Below are 22,633 nucleotides of genomic sequence, written 5' to 3'. Positions count from 1 at the left end.
GCCTCTTGGGAGGCCTGCAGGGCCTCCTGGCGGCGGCCCAGGTCGGCGAGGCGAGCGCCCAGGTTGTTGAGGCTTGAGGCCAGGTCGGGCAAGAAGACATCGGGGTTCTGGGCTGCCGACTTCCGGTATAGCTTCACCGCCTCTTCTATTGCACGTAGCGCCTCCTCATGTTGCCCCAAAGCGGAGAGAGCAACAGACAAATTGTTGAGGAGTCGAGAGCGTTCTATCAAGGCTTTTGTGGGAACAAAGGCCAGTTGGGCAGCATGGATCTGGGCCACCAGGGGGCGGAAAAACACAGTGCGCTGAGGGTCGGGAAGGTGCCGCTCCAACTCCTTCAAGAAAGTCCACGTCTGGCATGTCATTTCAGGGTCCTCACCTCTCTCCGGTGGGGTAAGAAGGTGGCTCAGACGCTCGGCGGTTGTATGCAGCCATCTCTCCACTTCTTCCGGCGTGGCGTGACGAGGATGGGCCCAAATGCGCTGTAGGGTGGTGAGGACTCTCCAGGTCCTTTTTGCTGCTTCCACAGGGGCAGTCACAACTTCTACACGCGTTGGCAAGGTCAAGAGAAGACGCTCGGGCCTCTCCTTGAGCCATTTTTCTATTACAAAATCAGCTAGAGGATCGGGCTCGATTGAGGGTACGCGATACGGAAGTGTGGGACATATGGCGTTGGTGATAATAGTTTGGCTTCGGGGATCTATAGGCAAGGTGAAGTGATCTTTCAGAAATGCAATTACATCTTGAGTCGTGACAAAGGAACGGCCTAAGGTGGCTAATAGGCGCACCGATTCGATGAAATCCACAGCATCCTGCTCATATACTTCGGGGAGATCCATGGTCCGTAGGCGACGTCGCCACAGAGCACGTTCCCGCCTCCACGTTAGCTCTAGGATCTCCTCCTCGTTCATAGTATTCTCTGGTCGCTCTCCCACCAAAGCTAGAAAAGCAAGGAGAAGGACAAAGAGAGGTCGTTTAGGTAACGGTTTAGGCACTAATAGCTCGTCGGATCGCAAGAGAGTTTCAGTATTCTCAAATACTTCTCTCAATTTGTCAACTGCTGTTTTGAATAACAGTGTGCGCTCTGCATCTGTTAGTGGTGGCACAACATAAGGCTCTTTATCTATTGAAGTACACAGAGTTGGTACTTCCCGAGAGATCTCATCTATAGTGCTTGAGTACCATGTGGGAACGGATCGATCTAATAAGATTAACACGAAAGGATGACGCCATTCTCTGGTGCTATGTATGATAGCATGAGACAAAGATTGAAATTCTTCAAATCGTGTACTTGCGTAATCCATGATTAACAAAGTAGGCACTTTGTCATCTAGGAGGTATGCAGCGTTTTGGTGCGTGATTAATCCTTGGGGCAGGAAGCCGATTCGCCAACCTTCCTGACGTAGGCTTTCTCCTGCTTCAATAAGAAGACGTGTCTTGCCCGCGCCACCCGGTGCCACGTATAGCCGTAAACCTAGAAGGCCCTGCTCGCTCTTTTGTAATTCATGTGCCCATGAAAGAAGGTTATCAAGAAGAGCTTTGTGACGCTCTCCAACGTAGGGAATAAGACGGTAGCTAGGGTGGAGCACTACTGAGGGCCGAATGCTAAGTGATGCATCAATTTGTTGTACAGGCCAACGCACTTGCTGCCATACCTTGTGATGTTTATCAAATCTCATCGTTGCAACCTTCCATAGCCATTATGCTAAATGTCTAGTGTGTGCACTCTGTTGATAATATAACTTGCAAGAGGTTCTGGGATATTAAAATGCGTATGAGAACGAATAACATTGATGATGATTGCCTGGTTCTTGGGATCAATTCTGTATGGGAATCGTTTATTTAATATCGTTAATATTTCTTCACGCGTTTCAAGGGGACGACCTAGAATCTTCAAAGCACATACTTCTTCCACGAATTTGAGAGCGTCATCTCTGAGTACCTCGGGCAATCCCTCCTTTTTTAATTGGTGAATCCATTCGTCTCGTTCTTGCTGCCATACAAAGTTTAGAATCATTTCTTTGTCGATGGTGTTATCGGTGTCCTTCTCGGCTAGGGCTAGGAGAGCTAAGAGAAGAACAAAGCGCGGATTTTCAGGTACGGAAGTGGGAATAGGAACAGTGCTCACCACCTGTAGTGTCGTGATCTCTTGAAAGCAGCGAACAGCTTCTTGGAATAAAAGAATCCGGTCGATATCGGGCAGAATGGGTATGCGAATGGCCGTTTTTTCCACTGTGCTCAAGTCTAAGAGACGAGGCAAGTCTACATACCGGAAGTCCCTCCCGGGGTTTATAGTGTCCTTGAACCAGCGGGGCTCAATCCGGTTTAGGAGGATAAGGATAAAAGGATCAGTACGGTGGCGATGCTCAGCCATGGCGCAGAGTAAGTCCTCCACCTCCGATGAACGGACGCCTGCATGGTCCAAGATAAGAAGCGTAGGTTGGTCCTTATCCAAGAGATGGTAAACGTTCTTCTCTGTCACTACCCCGTCGGCTAGAAAGCCCACAATCCAGCCCTCTCTACGTAGGACCTTCCCGGCCTCGATGAGAAGTCGAGTTTTGCCTGCGCCGCTAGAGCCTACGTAGAGGCGCAAGCCTAACCGTTGGCCTATCTCTCGCTCCGCCAGCCTGCGTGTCCAGGCCAGGAGATCTTCCAATGCCGCCCGATGTCGCGTCCCTACGTAGCAAACTGGGCAGTACTCCGGTAGCAGAGCGATGGGGTGGAGGCCAAGGGCGCGATCGTAGTCGCGCACTGGCCAACGTACGTAGCGCCACGTCTTGTTACGGTCCGAGTCCAGGACCTCCACGAGCCGTCGCTCGATATCCGGCAGCCGCTCCAGCAGGAGCAGAAAGGCGGGGATGCCCACCCGGGTGAGCGTGTCTCGGTGCCGGAGGTATCCCTCGTAGTAGGCTTTCACCAGCCGCTGGGTCAGATCCTTCTCTTCCCAATTCAGGAGGGAGAGGCGATCCCGGGCGCTGTCCAGCACGATCCTGGCAGCCTTGTCGGCGTCCAGACCTGCCCTCCTGGCGAGATCATCGTCCGTTAGCCCGAGATCGTTCAGGACATCGATGGCTTCGGTTAGGGCGACCTCGGTGGTTGCCTGGGCATGGCGGGCCATTTCCCGACGAAGGCGCTCCTGGTACATATCCGCCAGCTCGGCGATGGCCCGGCGGGCGGTTTCCGGGGCGCTGCCCCGCGCGTCCATGATCTCCATGATCTCCTTGACGATGGTGCCCAGGACGGCCAGGCGCGGTCCCCAAGGCTGACAGCAATTGCCGATGGCCTCGATGAAGACCGCCAGTGCCCCGTGCTTGAGGAGATCGCCCTTGCTTGGGTTATGCGGATAGGATCCCTTGGACATGGATCGAACCCCTTCAGGGAAGGAACGGACACCTTGAGCAGGCGGTGGGGTGACCGATGTCTTGACGAAGGGACGATGTCAGGATCAAGTATAAAGCAAAAGCACGGCTGTTGCAAAGGGTTTCCCTGGCGTCGCTGGATGTGTGCAGATCTTGCTGAAATGCCCATTCCACGATGGTGAGGCCGGGTCGCCCGGTAGGGTAGTACCCCTGGGCGTAACCCGACAGAATGTTGTACCTTGCATTCCTCCACGATCAGATGTCCAACCTCGCGCAGTCCACACGCGACGGCCCCTCCCCTCACGTCAGGGCGCGTGGCACCTGGTTGCTTGAAGCGGCGACCCCGGGTATACTGTGTGAAACTTCACACACCCTTGCGTTCCGCTCGGGGCTCACGATGAGATGATGGCAGGTTCTGTTCGCTCCGGTCTACCTCCGAGATCGCCCCCTTCGCAGGGAGAGGACGTGCTCCTTCGAGTCCACCTCTTCGGCGGCTTCTCCCTGAGCTGGGGCGATGTCCCGCTTTCGCCCTTCGCCAGCCGCTCGGCGCGCTCCCTGTTCGGCTACCTCGTCACCTACCGTCACCCGCATACACGCGACCTCCTGGCCGGCACCTTTTGGCCGGATCTCCCCAACGCCCAGGCCCGCCGCCGGCTGAGACAGGCGCTATGGCGAATCCGCCACCATCTCTCCGATCTCCCCGTCTCGGTCCCCTTCATCCTCACCGAAGGCGACGTCGTCCGCCTTCATCCCGAGGCGCCTTGCTGGGCGGATGTGGAGGCGTTCCGGGCCGGATGTGCCCCGCTTGAGGCCGCCCGGTCCATGGACCTGCCGGGCCCGGTCGAGGGACTGAGGGAGGCCGTCGGCCTCTACCGTGGCGACTTCATGGCCGGATACTACGACGATTGGGTGCTCGTCGAGCGGGAGCGGCTGCGGGAGATGTACCTGGCCGCCCTGGACCGGCTGCTGGCTTTCTGCAGGACTCAGGGGGACTATGAGGAGGCGTTGCATTACGCCCGCCAGCTGACCATGGAGGATCCCCTGCGTGAGGAAGGGCATCGCGAGGTGATGCGCCTCTGCTACCTGTTGGGGCGGCACCGTGAGGCCCTGGAGCAGTACGAGCTCTGCCGGGCGGCCCTGGCGCAGGAGTTAGGAGTTGAGCCCGCGGCCGCCACCGTCGCCCTGTACCGTGAGATCGCCGCCCGCGCCGGGGCGGTGGACGTGGCTTACCTCCCCGCGAGCGCCCCGCCTTCGCCTCTCCTGGAGGGGAGCGGAGAAGTCCCGCTGGTGGGGCGGCGGACGGAGCGGGCCGCGCTGGTGGAACGGCTGGAGGGGGCCATCCACGGCCGGGGCGGCCTGATCCTCGTCGAGGGGGAGGCGGGGGTGGGCAAGACCCGCCTGCTGCAGGAGATCGCCCATGACGCGGGGTGGCGGGGGGCTCGGGTCCTGTGGGGTCGTGGGCGTGAGCTGGCCGAATCGCCCCCCTACGGCGTGCTGGGCGAGGCGTTGCGAGCCGGGCTCTCGCCCATGCGGGCCGGGCAGCTGGCCCATCTGATGGAGGGGATCTGGCTGCGGGAGGCGAGCCTGCTCCTGCCGGAGCTGGCGGAGTGGCTGCCTGATCTGCCGCCACGCGCCGCCCTGGAGCCGGAGCAGGAGCGGATGCGCCTGTGGGAGGCGCTGACCCGCCTGGTGCTTGCCCTTGGGCGGATCGCCCCACATGTGCTAATCCTGGACGATCTGCAATGGGCCGACGAGGCCACGCTGGAGGTGCTGCCCTACCTGGCGCGCCGCCTGGCCGAAGGCCGCGTGCTGCTCATCCTCAGCTATCGGGACGAGGAGGCGCGGGCGCGAGGGGCGGTGTGGGATGCGCTACGGGCGCTGGACCGGGTGGAGTATGGCGAGCGCCTGAGGCTTCCCCGGCTGACGGCCCGGGAGACAGGCGAGCTGGTGAGGCGCAGCCTGGGCCTGGCGCGTGAGGTGCCGCACTTCGAGAGGCGGCTGTACCGCGAGGCGGAGGGGAACCCGCTCTTCGTGTTGGAGATGTTGCGCGCCCTGCATGAGGAGGGCGTGCTCTATCGCGATGCCTCTGGGGAGTGGAGCACCCTCTGGGATGAGGTGACGACGGACTACGCGGAGCTGCCGTTGCCGCCCGGGGTGTATCAGGTGATCGCCCGGCGATTGGCGCGGCTGGAGCCGGATGAGCGGGCGGTCCTGGACGCCGCGGCCGTGTTGGGGACCGATTTCGACTTCTCCCTGCTGGCCGAGGCGAGCGATCTGCCGCGGGAGGCGGTCCTGGCGGCGGTGAGCGCGTTGGTACGGCGCCGGTTCCTGGTGGAGGAGCCGGCCGCTTACCGGTTCAGCCACGACAAGATACGCCAGGTGGCGTACCTGGAGCTGGACGAGGAGGCGCGCCGGCGGCTGCATCGGCGTGCCGGCGAGGCGCTGGAGGCCCTGCACCCGGAACGGGTGGAGGCTCTGGCCCGTCACTTTGCCCTGGGGCGGGTGCGGGACGAGGCGTTGGCTTACAGCCTGCAAGCCGGTCGGCGGGCTCAGGCGATGTACTCCCACGAGGAGGCGCTGGCCCATTACGATCAGGCGCTCGCGCTCGCCGGCGCGGACGATCGGGAGGCGCAGTGGGAGATCCGCATCCGGCGCGAGGAGGTGCTGAACGTCCTGGGGCGGAGGGAGGAGCAGGCGGCCGATCTGGCCGCGTTGGCGGACCTGGCCGGTGGAGATCCTGAGCGCCTGGCCGAGGTGCACCGTCGTCGGGCCTGGCTGTTGGCTCATCTCGGCCGCTACGAGGAGGCCCGGTCGGCGGCGCAGCGGGCGTTGTCCCTGGCGGAATCCTTGGGCGATGAGGGCGGCCAGGCGGCGGCGCTTACGGCCATGGGGATGATCGTCAACTGGTCGGGCAGGCCGGCGGAGGCCCTCTCCCCTCTGCGGTCCGCCGTTCGACTGTACCGACACCGGGGCGACACGGGGGGTGAGATCGAGGCCCGCTCCGCGCTGGGCAATGCCCTTCTCGGCGTGAAGGCGTATGCCGCCGCGAGGACGGAGCTGGAGACCACGCTGGTCCTCTGTCGATCCTCGGGAAATCGCTTTGGGGAGGCCGAGACGTTGGGCCTGCTGGCCATCCTCCACATGGAGCAGGGGGATACGGACGCCGCCCTGAGCTGTTACGCCCGATCCCTGGATGCCTCCCGCGAGGTGGGGTATAGCTACGGCGAGGCGCGTACGTTGCTCAACCTGGGCAACGTACGCTACGTGCGCGGGGAGGTAGGCGAGGCCCTCAGGTGCTACGACGAGGCCCTGGCGATCTTCTCGGCGACCGGACACCGCCGGGGCGAGGCTATCGTGCGCATCAACAGGGCATCGGTGTATGGCACCGTACTCGGCGACGTGGAGAGGGCCGTCGCTGACGCCGAGGCCGCGTGGGCGTACTTCCGGGAGACTGGTGATCGCATTTACGAGGGCCAGTCCCTGGGTGTGCTGGGGCAGATGGCGTTGCTGCAAGGGCAGATGGAGGCGGCGTGGAGCCGCCTGGAGGCCGGCCTGGCCCTCCTGCTGGTGTCCGGCGAGCGCTGGATCGCCGTGCAGGTCTATCGAGCGTTGGTCCGTCTCAGCCTGCGAGAGGGGAAGCCGGCGGTCGCCTTGGAATATCTGGAGATCGCGGAGTCCATCGCCCGGGAGCTGGGCATGGCGGATCTGGCGACCAACCTGCTGGCCGATCGGGGCGCGGTGCTCCTGGCGATGGGAAAACCAGCGGAGGCTCTGGTCGCCACCAGTGAGGCGATGGCCCGGCTGGGCCCCGGCGTGGAGCAATCCTATCTCATTCCCTTCGTGCACTACCGGGTGTTGGCCGCTCTGGGCCGGGATCAGGAGGCCCGCGTGGCCTTGCGGCAGGCTCGTGAGGGGATGTTGCGTTTGTTGGAGGGTGTCTCGCCGGAGCAGCGGCGTATGAGCCTGGAGCGGATACCGGAGCACCGGGCGATCGTTGAGGCGTGGGAGGGAACCCGGCCCCGACGTGTGATCCGTCGCCTCCCACGGGAGGGGGCTCCCACCGGCCGGGCGCTGCACGACGATGAGTGGGTGGAGGTCATCTGGACGGTGGAGGATGGCGGGGATGACGCCGTCGTCGGGAAGGTCGCCCGCCGTCGGCATCGGCTGCTGCGCCTGCTGCGGGAGGCGGGGGAGCAGGGCGCCGCGCCCACCGTGGACGATCTGGCGGACGCGTTGGGCGTGAGCCGGGCCACCATCAAGCGGGACCTGGCCGCCCTCCGCCGGGCCGGGCACGAGATACGCACCCGGGGAAGCCGAAATCGATAGCACGCAGATGCCACAGATGCACGCTGATTTGCGCTGATCGTGCTTCTGCTTGTGGATCCTGTTAGCCTTCAGAGGATAGGATGATGGGATACAAACATAGTAGGCTGACCAGCGCCATTATCAACGCCTTCTATCATGTGTACAACACCCTGGGTTATGGCTTCTTGGAGAAGGTGTATGAGAACGCCCTGGCCCATGAACTGCGCAGTAGGGGATTCGATGTCATCCAGCAGGCGCCTATCAGAGTCCATTACGATGGCATTGTCGTGGGCGAGTACTACGCGGATCTCTTGATCAATGGTCTGGTGATCGTTGAGCTGAAGGCGGCCGAGGCCATTGCTCCTGAGCATGAGGCCCAGCTTCTGAACTATCTCAAGGCAACGGAGATCGAGGTGGGGTTGCTGCTCAACTTCGGACCCGAGCCACAAGTGCGTCGTAAGATATACGAGACCGCTCGTCGCAGGTAGCAGGATGTGCGCTGGCGTCCCCCTCGTGACGTCAGTGCCCCATTGGCATGTTAATGTACATCAGGGAGCTCTGATCGGCGTCGATCCATCTGTGAGAATCTGCGAGTATCAGCGGCATCAGCGTCCCAACGAAATGAGCCCAAGGTTGGGTGGGGATCGGTCTCCTTGAGACGCTTTGGAGACGTGGTTTGGGCACACTGCCGTCGGCAGGCGGCGGTGTGTTTTTTTGTTTGGCTCCATCGTTCACGCTGGCAACTCTTCACCTCATCTATTGACATAAGGGGGCGATTTATGAGCGGGCGAGTGATGTTGGCTTTGGCCCTGGGCCTGGGGTTGGCTTTGGGGCTGTTGGGATTGTTGGGGGCTCAGGGCGGCGTGGCCCTCGCCGACTCCGGCGTCCTGTATGTGGCCCCCAACGGCAATTGCGGGGGGGCGGCCCCCTGCTACGCCACGGTCCAGGCCGCGGTGGACGCGGCCCAGGATGGGGACACGGTCAAGATCGCCCAGGGGACCTATTCCGACGTCCACGCACGCCAGGGTATCACCCAGGTGGTGTACATTACCAAATCCCTCACCCTGCGCGGGGGCTACTCCACAGCCCGGTGGGATGCTCCTGATCCCACGGCCCATCCCACCATCCTGGATGCCAAGGGCAAGGGGCGTGTGCTCTACGTGTCCGGCTATATCCGCCTCACCGTGCAGGATCTGCACATCACCGGGGGCGACGCCACGGGATTGGGCGGCGACCCGTGGGGCAACGATGCCGGCGGCGGGATCTTCGTGCACATCAGCACCGTCACCCTGCGCAACCTCACCATCCATGATAACCAGGCGTATCGAGGGGGCGGCGTGTTCTTGAACTCCTCCGGTGGCGTTTACAGCGCCCACATCGAGGGATGTTCGATCCTGTCCAACACGGCCGACTCGGGGGCCGGCCTCTACCTGCTCGGCGGTTATGATCGCCTGGAGCGGAACATCATTCGTGCGAACAGGGCCACCTGGGGAGGAGGCGGCCTGTTCTTCAATGATAGTCGGGCCACCCTGGTGAACAACGTGATCATCGGGAATCGGGCGGTGAGCGATGAGGGGGCCGGGGCCTTCGTCTATAGCGCGTTCCCCCATTGGCTGCATACCACCCTGGCGAACAACAGCGGCAAAAGCGGCGTTTTCGTGGATAACACCGGGTTCCCCAGCGACTCCAGCCAGGTGGTGATGACCAACACGATCATCTCCGGTCACAGCGCGGGGATCAAGCTCTCAACCCGCAAGGCGAACACGGTCACGCTCACGGCGACGCTGTGGCATGGCAACGCGACTAATTGGACCGGGCCGGGTGCGATCGTTCACACCCTGGACCGCTCTGGCGACCCCGCCTTCGCCGCCGACGGCTATCATCTGACCCGCAACTCGGCGGCGATCGATGCCGGGGTGGACGCCGGGGTGACAGTGGACGTGGACGGCGGCAGGCGCCCTAGGAAGGGATGCGACGTCGGCGCCGACGAGTATCCGATGCATCGCATGTATGCCCCCGTCATCCTCAAAAGGCGCTAAGGGGGCTGAAAAGAGCGGTAGGAACCGCTAAGGCGCTAAGAGCGTGTCTGAAAATTTACCGGCGAGATGTTCTGCGGGGTCTCCCTCAACGACCAGCTCCACAGGGGGAGGTGTGTGGGGGGGCTCCCCTCCACGGAAATCCCACTTTTCCGGCCTGTACCTGCCTTTCTCGGCCCTTCCCGAAGGACTCAAGCCGAGGCCAGGCAGGCCGAGGGCAAAAGAAGGGCTTTTTCCGGAGGGGCTCCGCCCCTCCGAGCCTCCCCACAGCAGAAGCAACGGCATTTCTCAGACACACTCTTAGTAACTTCGTGGTGTGTGCGGTGCGTGAGCCGCGTCGAGTTCGCTCGCGAGCCCGACGCGGGTGAGGAGTCAGCACATGAAGGAAACCCGTATGGTGATCGGCAGGGCTGGGGGCCTGGCCCTGGTGGCGGCTCTCTTGTTCGGGCTCATGATCGGCCTCTCCGCCGTGGCGATGGGGGGCCGCGCGGGCGCTGATGGTCGCTCGATCGCGTCGACCCCCGCGCGTGCGGCGGAGTGCGCGGATCCCTACGAGCCCAATAACTGGTTCGACCAGGCCACGCCGGCGGAGTTCGACATCCTCTACAACGCGGAGGTGTGCCCGGTCGAGGATAGCGATTACTACGTCTTCTACCTGGAGATGGGGCAGGAGGTCGTCATTGACCTCTTCAACTTGGCCTGGGACGCTACACTGGATCTGTATGGCCCTCTCACGGATTGGATCGAAACCTCGGCGAATGGCGGCTCCGTACCTGAGCAGATCGTATACGTGGCCGAGCAGGCGGGGAACTACTACGTGCGGGTCTGGGGCACGGAGGGCGAGCTCCCCAACCCCTACACCCTGCGCATCACCTCCAGCGGCCCCACGGCTACCTCCACGCCGACCCCGACGCCCACGGCGACTGCGCAGGGATGCCCGGATGGATACGAGCCGAACGACGACTTCGACACAGCTTCCCGCATCGCGGCCGGCACCCCGATCCCATCCTACATCTGTACCTCCGACGACCTGGACTACTTCGCGTTCAATGTCTCTGAGGGCCAGCAAATCTCCGTCCGCCTGTATGACATGGCCTACAACGCCGATCTGGAGCTGTACGATCCGACGCGCGCCTTGATCGGGCAGTCCTATAACGCGGGCACGGCCGAGGAGGAGATCGTGCTCGCCGCCGATCAGCCCGGCACCTACTACGCGCTGGTCTTTGGCACCCAGGACGAGCTCGTTAACCCCTACGAACTGCTGGTGACCCTGAGCGGGGGAGCGACGCCGACCCCAACGCCGACACCGACGGCCACGCCGCGCTATCCCGGGTGCCCCGATGGCTTCGAGCCCAATGATGTCTGCGGCGGCCCCGCCTGGTCGCTCACCGAATCCGGATGGTGGAGCTATGTCTGCACGCCTGAGGATCTGGATTATTGGAAGATCCCTTCGGTGGGCATCAGCCACACCATCCAGGTAACGCTCACAGACTTACCAAAGAACTACAACCTCAGCCTCTATCGCCCGAATTGCACTTGGGCTGCGCAATCAGCTCGTTCCGGCACCAGCGATGAAGCCATCCGTTTCACGGCCGACGTCAGCGGCACCTGGTACGCCCGGGTGGACAGCCAGATCATCGGCGACTACGACACGGCGCATCCGTACCACATCGCCGGCGAAGTGCTCACTCCCACTCCCACGCCCACTCCTACCTCATGTCAGCCCGATCGTCTGGAGCCCAACGATAGCTATCAGCAGGCTTTGCTGCGTGCCTGGCCTTACACCGACTTCATCACTACCAGCCTCAGCATCTGTTCTGGCGACGAGGACTGGTTTGCCGTTGGGCTCGATACGCACGATACCTTGCGGGCCACCATCGGGTTCCGGCATGCGGATGGGGATCTGGACCTGGCGATCTACAACGACGACGAGCCGCCATCGCTCGTCAAGAAGGCCGAGAGCCGAACGGACGATGAACAGTTGGAATACGAGGCGTTGAGCAAGGGCTATTACTACGTCCGGGTGTATCCCAAGACGAGCGGTGGGGAGAACCCGGATTACGACCTGGCGTTGCAGGTCTTCGCCCCCACCCCCACGCCGACGCCCACGCAGACGCCCACGCCCACGCCGACCTCGACGCCTCATGTATGTCCTTCAGGCGTGCCCACTTTGGATCTCCGAATCCGGGACATGGAGATCACACAGAGCATTCAAAACCTCGACAACGACGTGCCGCTTGTGGGGTACAAACTGACGGTCGTTCGCCTGTTCGTTGTGGGAGATCACAGGGAAACTTTGAGCGCTCCATTACGCGGATACCTCACGGCCACTCGCGGAGGTGCCCAGATAGGCCCCAGCCGGGTTCGATGCGCCAGCCAGCAGTTCGTCATCGATACCTTAACCGATCCCTCGAAGGTCCGCGAGCGCGCCCGGATCACCAACGCCCTGTACTGCTATGTGCCTAAAGCCTGGACGAGGCCATCGCAGAAGATCACGATCCAGGGTCATGTTCAGGTCCCGTCAGGCTACTGCGATCCCGACTTGAAGAATAACGAGGATGTGAGGACCGTCACCTTTGGTGATGCCAACACGATCACCATCAGGGCCGTGCAGGTCCGGGAGGGATGTGACGACCCTGGCTGTGGGCCATTCTACCGGGATTACAAATCCATGCATCTGTTGATACAACGCATGTTCCCTGTAGCTCGAGTGAGGTTGACCCGTCGCAGCGGCGACTACGTCAAGTGGGATAGCTCCGCCAAGACTTTGCTCGCGCTGTATAACAAGCTCGTACAAGACCCTCGGTCCAATGATCGAGGCTTCGCCGTCGTCGGTTTCAAGAAGGGGGGCCATTGGTTCATGGCGGGGGAGAGTTGGGCTGGACTCCAGGTCGCATGGGTGCGGACGGACGATCTGTATCGTCGATCGGAGGACCTGGCCCATGAGCTGGGGCACGCCCTGGGCGGCTTAGGCCATGTTCAGGGCTGTTGGCTCCCCGGGGCTCCCTTTGAGAACTACCCGTATCCCGGCACATGGCTGAGCAACGGCGGCGATCGGGATTATTGGGGAATCGATACCTGGTATAACCCACCCACCATCAAACACCCCAAGCACAATAGTGACCTCATGACCTATTGCCGGCCCAAGTGGATATCGGACTATAGCTATCGGCAGCTCATCGGGCGACTGAATCCGACGCCGGTAGCGAAGACCAGTGCGGCAGCGATAACCGCCTCGGAGTTGGAGCCAGACGCGGATTACCTCATCGTGATGGGCCGGATCGACACGGAAACCCAAGCCGTCTCGGTGCGGCCGATGACGAAGCTATCCGGTTCGAGCTTGCATCCAATGCCCGATGTCCCATCCGGCGCGCCTTACACGGCTCAACTCGTGGATGGCGAAGGGAACGTGGTCTCCGAACGGCCCTTCGATCTGATATGGGCCACCGAGGCCTCTACCAGTACGGTGGGCGCCTTCATGACGCTTTTGCCGTACGAGCCCACGGCGACCCGCTTCGTGATCACGCACGAGGATGAAGAGATCTACTCCTTGGACATCAGCCCCCATCCCCCGACGGTGAGCGTTCACCCGGTGACGGGGACGGCCCCCGATATCCTGACGCTCTCCTGGGAGGCCCAGGACGCAGACGGCGATGCAGTCACGAGCGCGGTCTATCTGAGCGTGGATGGCGGCGAGACATGGGAGTTGTTGGCCTCTGATCTAGAGGAGACCCAGGTCACTCTCGATACCTACCTCTGGCCGGAGACCTCTGAGGGGATGTTGAAGGTGATGGTCACCGATGGCATAAACACTTCCGAGGATGTGACCGGCCCGTTCATCGTGACGGCCAAGGTGCCGATCGTCTTTGTGGTCGCGCCGGAGGATGGCGCCGCCCTCCTCCCGGGTGCACCCGTGCTCCTCGCCGCCGCTGGCTACGACGCCGAGGACGGGCCGCTGGGGGATGGCGGCTACACCTGGAGCTCGGACCGGGATGGCGGTCTGGGCACGGGCGAGAAGCTTCTGGTGCCGAGCCTCAGCCCCGGCTGGCATCGCATCACCGTGACCGCCGTGGACGGCGACGGCAATGTGGCCTCCGACACGATCCGGGTTTACGTGGGCCATCGGACGTACCTGCCGATGTTGCTCGGGCGATGAGGTTTATCATGACCAGTTCCGATCGACGCTATAGTGCTTTCGTGATTCGCATCTGGTGGGAACCGGCCCCCGCGACGGATGATGGCCAGCCGGCCTGGCGCGGGTGGGTGCAACACGTCCGCTCCGGTGAGATCTCCTACGTGCGGGATTGGGAAGAGTTGCTGCGCTTCATCGAACGCTGGATCGGGGGACTCTCCGATGTAGGAGAGCCCTCCGTTCGTCTGAAATGAGCTGTTAAGGCTCCTCCGAGGCTTCGTATTGGGGCCAGTGCTCCGGCAAGGGAGGGGAGGAAGGAGATGAAACGCCTTTGTGAACTTGGGGTATCCGCTTGGCTCATCTTGCTCTTGGTCTCGGCCTGTGTGCCGGGTGGCTGGGAGCCGGCGCTTGGGGCACCGTCTCCCTCGGATGGGCACGTGGCCGGGCTGGTTGATCTGATGGACGAGCAAACGGGTCCGACCCATGGCCTGCGCGGGGTGTCGCTATGGTTCGTCCAAAACGTGGGGCAATTCGATCCCCGTGTACGTTTCCTTATGCATGGGGTAAGCGGGGGGACGGCCTGGCTAACCCAAGAGGCCCTCTGGCTGGCGCTGCGTAGCGTTCCGCTGGCGATTCCTAGAGGAGAGGAAAGCCCGGCGAAGGGGGCCACCATACGCATCCGCTTTGTGGGCGCTAACCCTGTCCCGGATATGAGGGGACGCGATCGCCAGTCGGCCATCATCAATTACTACATCGGCAATGACCCGGCGAGGTGGCGCACGCGCGTACCCGCCTATGGATCCGTGGTGTATCGTGACCTCTACCCGGGCGTGGATCTGATCTATGGCGGGGAGGGTGGAAAGCTGAAGAGCACGTTCCTGGTCGCGCCTGGGGCGAATCCGAGGGCGATCCGGCTGGCCTACGAGGGCGTGGAGGCCCTACGTCTACGGGAGGATGGGGCCCTCGTGCTGCAGGTGGATGGGGGCGAGCTAGTGGAAAGCGCGCCGTTCATCTATCAGGAGGTGGAGGGTATCCGACATTCGATCCCCGGCCGGTTCGTCCTCCTCGGGGAGCGGGAAGTGGGATTCCGCGTGGGGCCCTACGATCCCTCGCGTCCATTGGTGATCGACCCGACCCTCGCTTGGTCCACTTATCTGGGGGGGAACGGGAACGACGAAGCGCGCGCGGTGACTGTGGACTCGTCCGATAAGACCTCTTACGTGGCTGGATTGACCAGCTCCACCGATTTCCCGGGGACTAGTGGGAGTGCTCCCGGGGAAACGGATGCCTTTATCGCTAAGTTCTACTCCGATGGTCGGCTCGCCTTTGCCACCTATCTCGGTGGGACGACAGATGGGGTGCCTTATGGGGTCGGTGGAGCGGATTGGGTTAACGATATCAGCCTGTCCATGGGGGCCGTGTATGTCACCGGGGTGACCTTCTCCATCGACTTCCCGGTCAAGAACGCCTTTCAGCCAGGAAGCGTTCCCGGAGCGGATGCTTTCATAACAAAATTGGATAGCGGCTCGGGGGCTCTGTTGTACTCCACGTATCTTGGCGGCCAGGGGGCGGAAAGTGGGGAAGGCGTCTACGCAGACGGAAATGCTGTCTATGTGACCGGATATACCAACTCCGTGGATTTCCCGATTACAAATGGCGCATTCCAAGGCCAGTACGGGGGTGGTACCGCGGCCGGTAGTGAGTATGGTGATGCTTTCGTGACAAAGCTGGATACGGCGAAATCAGGAGCGTCCTCTCTCGTCTACTCGACCTACCTGGGAGGAAGTGGCGATGATGTGGGCACAGACATCGTTGTTGATGCTCTGGACGATACCTGCTATGTGACCGGATGGACCGAGTCCGCGGATTACCCGATACAGGGCGCTCTGCAGAGCGCTTTGAAAGGGACGACAGATGCCTTCGTCACCAAGTTGAACGCTGCGGGCACGGCCTTGATCTATTCCACTTACTTGGGCGGTAGCGGCGGAGAGACGGGGTTTGGCATCGTTGAGGATGGTGGCAAGGTTTACGTCGCGGGAGGGACCGGCTCGGCGGATTTTCCGGTTACGAACGCGTATCAGAGCTCGTATGGTGGGCACGGTGATGGCTTTATCACCGGAATCAACGCCGCGGGCACGGCGTTACTTTACTCCACATTCCTGGGCGGGAGCGATTCGGACGACATCGAGGCTCTGGCCCTGAATGATGGCAAGCTCTACGCGGTGGGGAGCACATCCTCGCAGAACTTCCCCACCGTGCAGGCGCTCTATCCCACCTATGGCGGCGGGGGAAGCGATGCCTTCGTAGCAGAACTCAACCCCGCGCAAAGCGGCGCCGCCTCCCTGCTGTTCTCCAGCTTCCTGGGTGGCGAAGGAACCGATATAGGGCTCGGCATTGCCGTGACAACGGACGGGGCAAATATCTTCGTGTCAGGGAGGACGGAATCCGACCGTTTTCCCACCAAGGCCCCCTATCAGAGAGCCCGTGCCGCCTATCAAGACGCCTTTGTGGTCGCGATCGCCGCCAAGACGGCCGACTTAAGCGTGACCAAGACCGCGTCGCCTCAGCGTGTGGCGCCGGGCGGGGATATCCACCATCGGATCACTGTGAGCAACCAGGGGCCTAACGCGGCGACCTCGGTGATGCTGTTCGACATCCTGCCGGCCGGCACGAGCTTCGTCAGTGTCGCCCCCAGCTCACATTGCCGTTACGTGAACGATCAGGTGCGCTGTTCGTGGGATACGTTTGCCGCCAATAGCTCGGTTCAGGTGGACATCACCCTCAAAGCACCCACGCAAAGGGGGACGATCACGAACACCGTAGAGGTCGTCGCCTGGGAGTTCGACCCCGATCCATCGGATAATAAAGCCTCGGCGGTCGTGGCCGTCGGCGGCGCCGATTTGAGCCTCCAGATAGACGGCAACCCCGATCCCGTCCGGCCGGAGGCGCGCTTATCCTATGTTATCCAGATCGCCAACAACGGCCCGGAAAAGGCCGTTGCGCCCAACCTGGTCGATACATTGCCCCAGGGAGTCACCTTTATCAGCGTCGAACCCAGCTCGTACTGTGCCCAGGAGACAGGTAATCCCCGTTTGATCAAGTGTATCCTCCCCGATCTCGCGGCTGGCGATATGATAGGAGTGGACATCACGGTCAGGGCGCCGCAACAGACAGGGGTCATCACGAACACGGTGGAGGTAGACCTGGTTGATCCAGATGATCCTGACCGATCTAATAACAGGGCCGCCAAGGCGATCTACGTCGGGGGCGCTGACGTGGCCATCAATCAAGTTGACAGTCCGGATCCGGTCGCGGTGGGTGGGGACTTGACTTATGTGATCTCCCTGGCGAACCACGGTCCGGAGACGGCCACGCGGATGCGGGTGACCGACACGTTGCCCGCCGGGGTGACCTTCGTCAAGGTGGAGCCCCTCCCCGGCGATCCGGATCCACCCCGATGTACGCACAGCGGCGTCACGATCACCTGTGATGTCGGCGATGTGCCCGCGAACCAGGGCACGATGTTCTTCATCAAGGTGAAAGCGCCTCAGCAGGAGGGCACGATTACAAATCACGTCACCATCTCAAGCGCTAAGCCGGATCCTGATACCTCAAACAACAGCCGGGTGGAGCAGACCTCGGTCAGACAGGGTGCGGATATCCAGATCACGATGCGGGATCTACATGATCCCGTGGCTACGGAAGGGGAGCTGACCTACAAGATCTCCGTGACGAACAGGGGGCCGGAGGATGCCACGCAGGTCGTAGTCACCGATACCCTTCCCGCTGGTGTAACCTTCGATGACGCAGGGCCTGATTGCACGCGCTCGGGTAATCAGATCGTATGTACCGTTGGTTCATTAGCCAGCGGCGCCGCCAGGGTGCTGACCGTCAACCTGAAAGCGCCCAAGGACGAGGGCACCATTGTCAATCAGGTCGTCGCGAGGGGAAGAGAGCCGGACCCCGATCTGAACAACAACGCGGCCACGGAGCAGACCGTGGTGGAGCAGGGAGCGGATATTCAGGTGACCAACTCGGATTTGAAGGATCCGGTAGCGATGGGCGGACGGCTCGTATATAACCTCACCGTCACGAATGGTGGTCCTAAGGTAGCCACGAATGTCCGGTTGACCGATACATTACCCTCAGGCGCCGCCTTTGTGGAGTTGTATGGCGCGAACGCCTCCGCGTGTTCGTATGCCAGCGGCGTCGTGAGCTGCGACTTTGGCACCTTGAGCCCGGGGGACTGCAAGGATGTTTCCGTCGAACTCAGGGCACCGATGCAAGAGGGGACGATCGAGAACGATGTCATCGTTAGCGCCGCGGAGCCTGATCCTTCGTACTTCAATAACGTCGCCCAGGAGGAGACGACCGTCCGGCCGGGCGCGGATCTGGAGCCCGTCATCCTGGATATGCGAGACCCGGTAGCGACGGAAGGCGAGATCGCGCATAACATTATCGTCATGAACAATGGCCCTGAGACGGCCACCTCGCTCGTGGTTACCGACACGTTACCGACGGAAATGGTCGTGGTTACCGGCACGGTACCGGTGAATGTGGGCGTGATCAGTATCCCGCAAGAGTGTACGCATACGGGCCATACGATAATATGTCGACGGAATACCCTGGCCCCGAATGAATCCTGGGAGATCAACCTCCGGCTCAAGGCCCCTGCGCAAGAGGGATGGCTTCTCAACAAAGTCTACGTCTCGGCGGCGGAGCCGGATCCAAATGAGGACAACAACCAGGATGAGGAACCCACGCAGGTCAAACGCGGCGCGCGCCTGGAGATCCTGAAATCGGACTCGGCCGATCCGGTCGTCGCGGGGACCGAATTCGAATACAGGATCACAGTTTCCAATGTGGGGCCGGCCCCAGCCAAGGACGTGACGGTGCGGGACGCGTTACCGCCGGGCGTGGCCTTTATCTCCGCGAACCCCGCGCCCACTAGCGTGGGGCCTCCCCTGATATGGAATTTGGGCGATCTGGCCAGCCCGGCCGTCGTGAACATCACCCTCCGGGTGAGAGCCCCGGCACAGACGGGCTCTATCACGAACGAAGTCACGGTGACATCGACCACGCCCGACCCGGATGAGTCGGACAACCAGGCGGCTGAGACCACGACCATTCAGCCCGCGCCCGACGCGGACGCCGACGGCGTGAGCGATCAGATAGAGGATGGGGCCCCGAACAACGGCGACGGCAACAACGACGGCATCCCGGATAGCCAGCAGGATAACGTGGCATCACTGCTCAACGATCACAACGAGTATGCGACCTTTGTGGCCCCCAATGGCGTCCAGTTGACGGATGTGGGGATAAGGCCGAACCCGGACCCGTTCACGGCTCCGCCGCATACGACGTATCCCATGGGCCTGTATCACTTCACCATCAAAGGGCTCACGCCCGGCCAGGCGGTCACCATCCGGCTCATCCTCCATCCCACCTATACGTTGAACACTTTCTGGAAGTACGGCCCGACGCCGACGGACCCATTGCCCCACTGGTATCGCTTTATGTATGATGGCACCACCGGGGTGGAGATAGTGGATGCTCATACCCTGCTGATCCACCTCGTCGATGGGCAGCGTGGGGATGACGACCTCACGGCCAACGGGGAGATCGTGGACCCGGGCGGCCCCGCCTACCAGAAGCTGATCGTGGATACCACGACCGACAGCGACGACATGCGTGTAGGCGATGGCATCGCCATGGACGTCGATGGCCGCTGCTCGCTCCGAGCCGCCATCCAGGAGGCGAACGCCAGTAGGGGAGCGGACGTGATCGAATTCAACATCGGCGGCGGTGGTGTGCGGACCATCCAGCCGCGATCCGCTCTTCCCCCCATTACCGATCCGGTGACCATCGATGGGACGTCTCAGCCCAATCATGGGGCCGGTCCGGGCATCGAGCTGAATGGGAGCCTGGCGGGCTCGAGCGCCGATGGCCTGGTCATCACCGGCGGACATAGCACCATCCGCGGGTTGGCGATCAACAGCTTCGGGGGCAACGGCATCAAGCTAAGCGGCGGCGGTGGCAACGTCATCCAGGGGAACTACATCGGCACGGACGTCAACGGCGACTACGCGGCTCGGAACAATGGGCTGTATGGGATCTACATCCTGAACTCGGCCAATAACCTCATCGGCGGGACGGGAGTTTCAGACGGCAACCAGATCTCGGGCAACGAGTCGGGTGGCGTCTTCATCACGGGGGCGGGGTCCACCGGGAACCTGGTGCAGGGCAACGTCATCGGCACGAACCCCGGCGGCTCGGCCGCGGTGAACAATTACGGGAGCGGGGTGCAGATCGAGGGCGGATCCGGCAACACCATCGGCGGCACCGCGGCCCATGCCGGAAACATCATCTCCGGAAACGTGTATGGCGTGGTCATCTCCGGGACGACGGCATCGGGCAACGTGGTCCAGGGGAATCTCATCGGCACGGATTACCTGGGCGCGGCCGAGGTGAAGAACTTCAACCATGGCGTGCTCATCCAGGACGCGCCGAACAACACCATCGGCGGCAGCGACGCGGCGGCGCGCAACGTGATCGCCGCCAACAACGGCTACGGCGTGTATATCAAGGGGAGCCACGCAACGGGCAACCGGATCCAGGGGAACTATATCGGCCTTCAGATGAACGGTGGATTGGCTCTGGGCAACTGGTCCGGGGGCGTATTCGTCGAGGGGGCGCCCGGGAACATCATCGGCGGGGACAGCGCCGACCAGGGCAACGTGGTGTCGGGCAACGGCAGCGGCCAGGGGACCTCCCCCACCGGCGTCATCATCTCCGGCGGCGGCGCCAGCGGGAATCAGGTACGGCACAACCGCATCGGCACCAGCGCCGACGGCGGCTCGGATCGGGGGAACGTAGGGGGCGGCCTGCTGATCGATGGCGCGCCTAACACGGTTGTTAGCGATAACCTCATCGCGGGCAATGACGGCGATGGCATCCGGATCTCCGGCGGCAGCGCGACCGGCAATGTGGTCCGCGGGAACCTCATCGGCATGGATGCCGCCGGCATCACGGCGCTGCCAAACTTGACGCCGTGGGACGCGTCCGTGACCGATGTGGGGGTCCGCATCGTGGGCGCGCCCGGGAACACCATCGGAGGGGCGACATCGGCCGAGCGCAACTTCATCATCGGCGATGATTACGGCATCTATATCGATGGGAGCGCCGCCTCCGGCAATGTGGTGCAGGGGAACTTCGTAGGCACCAACCGAAGCGGCACGGCCAAGTTGGGCAATTGCGCGAACGGCATCGTCATCTCGGATGCCCCCGGCAACACGATCGGCGGGACGGCTGGGACGACGCCGGGAGGGGCGTGCACCGGCGCCTGTAACCTCCTTTCGGGTAACCAGGTGACGGGTCTGACCATCAGCGGAAGTGGTGCCACGGGCAACGTGGTCCAGGGGAACTTCATCGGCACGGACGTCAGCGGGAAGGCTCCCGTGGGCAATCGGATCGGCATAAGCATCGATGGTGCCCCCAATAACGTCATCGGGGGGACCACGCCGGCTGCGCGTAACCTCATCTCCGGCAACGGGGTGGGGCCGGGCATTGAGATCCAGGGCAACGGTGCCACGGGCAACGTGGTCCAGGGGAACTTCATCGGCACCGACACCACGGGAACGGCGAAGCTGGGTAACAACGGTGATGGAATCGCCCTCGTTGGAGCCGTCAACAATGTCATCGGTGGCGCGACGGGGACAACACCTGGCGGGCCGTGCACCGGCGCCTGCAACCTCATTTCCGGGAATGATGATGATGGCGTCGATATGGATAATAAGGCGTTTACCGGCTCCTACGCATCGGGAAATAAGGTCCAGGGCAACCTGATCGGCACCGATGTCAGCGGCACGAAAGGCTTGGGGAATCAGGATAACGGCGTGGAGCTGAGGTATGCCAATGGCAACCTCGTCGGGGGCACAGCCACCGGGGAGGGTAATCTGATCGCCTACAATGGCGGCGCTGGCATCGCTGTGCTCTACGGCACGGGCAACCGCGTCGATCCCAACATCATCTTCAGCAACGGTGGTCTCGGCATCGACCTGGGCGACGACGGCGTGACGGCCAACGATCCCGCCGACGGCGACTCGGGCGGCAACGATCTGCAGAACTATCCCGTCTTGAAGAAGGGGGTCAGCGATACCAACGGCACGGTCATCACGGGCACGCTGGATGCCGCGGCCCAGACCGCTTACACCCTCAGGTTTTTCTACGATGGCGCGTGCGATGCATCAGGGCATGGCGAGGGACGGCGGTTTCTCGGCTCTAAGTCGGTGACCACGGACGGGAGCGGGCACGTGGCGTTCACCGCCGCCTTCTCCCAGGAGATCTCCCCGCCTTATCGGTTTATCGCCGCCACGGCGACGGACCCGAGCGGCAATACATCCGAGTTCTCCAGATGCCTGGACATCGCCGCCGGCCCAACCGCGGTCAACCTGAGGCGGTTCACGGTCTCCAACACAGGCCAGGAATGGGCGCCAGGCCTGCTGACGCTCCTCGGCGGGATAATGTTGGCCCTGGGCATGCTGGGGCTGTGCTGCCGGCGCCGATCTGGGAGGTGATCTGTATTATTGATCTTCGCATGGTGAAAGGAACATACGGCCGCGTCATTCGTTTCGGATAAGCTTCTGGAACCGACGTAGTTGTAGGGGCGACCGGCAGGTCGCCCCTACAGAATCCCGCTGTTTCCTGAAGACCAGGATTCATATGTTGCTTTATCTAAGCGAAGATCAATAACGTTGCACCTGTTTTTCCCCTTGCCATATGGGTGAGCTGCGGTATACTGATCT

Annotated in this window: 7 protein-coding genes and 1 pseudogene (1 of these 8 running past the window's edge); 6 read left to right on the top strand and 2 right to left on the bottom strand. The window is 62.2% G+C overall.

What is annotated here, in order from left to right; genetic code table 11:
• Both GXP39_13660 and GXP39_13655 read right to left on the bottom strand, forming a co-directional pair.
• Window positions 1-1,676: pseudogene (locus GXP39_13660) on the bottom strand (tetratricopeptide repeat protein) (it extends 249 nt beyond the left edge of the window).
• Between the two features lie 26 nt (window positions 1,677-1,702).
• Window positions 1,703-3,358, bottom strand: a complete 1,656-nt coding sequence (locus tag GXP39_13655; protein ID NOZ29080.1) for a hypothetical protein — start codon at window positions 3,356-3,358, stop codon at window positions 1,703-1,705.
• A gap of 463 nt (window positions 3,359-3,821) precedes the next feature.
• Between GXP39_13655 and GXP39_13650 the strand changes: the two genes are divergently transcribed.
• From GXP39_13650 to GXP39_13625, 6 genes are all read left to right on the top strand, one after another.
• Entirely contained in the window at window positions 3,822-7,682 is a 3,861-nt protein-coding gene (locus GXP39_13650) for a tetratricopeptide repeat protein (GenBank protein ID NOZ29079.1), read from the top strand.
• Between the two features lie 80 nt (window positions 7,683-7,762).
• The gene (locus GXP39_13645; GenBank protein NOZ29078.1) at window positions 7,763-8,149 is read left to right on the top strand and encodes a GxxExxY protein; all 387 of its coding nucleotides are present in this window, start codon (window positions 7,763-7,765) and stop codon (window positions 8,147-8,149) included.
• A gap of 291 nt (window positions 8,150-8,440) precedes the next feature.
• On the top strand, window positions 8,441-9,700 hold the full coding sequence (locus GXP39_13640; GenBank protein NOZ29077.1) for a hypothetical protein: 1,260 nt from the start codon (window positions 8,441-8,443) through the stop codon (window positions 9,698-9,700).
• A 376-nt stretch (window positions 9,701-10,076) separates the two neighbouring features.
• On the top strand, window positions 10,077-13,853 hold the full coding sequence (locus tag GXP39_13635) for a hypothetical protein (protein ID NOZ29076.1): 3,777 nt from the start codon (window positions 10,077-10,079) through the stop codon (window positions 13,851-13,853).
• Window positions 13,854-13,861: 8 nt separating this feature from the next.
• Window positions 13,862-14,083 (top strand): hypothetical protein, encoded by a 222-nt coding sequence (locus GXP39_13630; GenBank protein NOZ29075.1) that lies wholly within the window; start codon window positions 13,862-13,864, stop codon window positions 14,081-14,083.
• Between the two features lie 183 nt (window positions 14,084-14,266).
• The gene (locus GXP39_13625; protein ID NOZ29074.1) at window positions 14,267-22,405 is read left to right on the top strand and encodes a DUF11 domain-containing protein; all 8,139 of its coding nucleotides are present in this window, start codon (window positions 14,267-14,269) and stop codon (window positions 22,403-22,405) included.
• The last annotated feature ends 228 nt before the right edge of the window (window positions 22,406-22,633 follow it).

The sequence above is a fragment of the Chloroflexota bacterium genome (assembly GCA_013152435.1).
Classification (GTDB): Bacteria; Chloroflexota; Anaerolineae; order DUEN01; family DUEN01; genus DUEN01.
The sequence above is the reverse complement of the archived record's forward strand: the minus strand, read 5'-3'. Positions and strand labels throughout refer to the sequence as shown.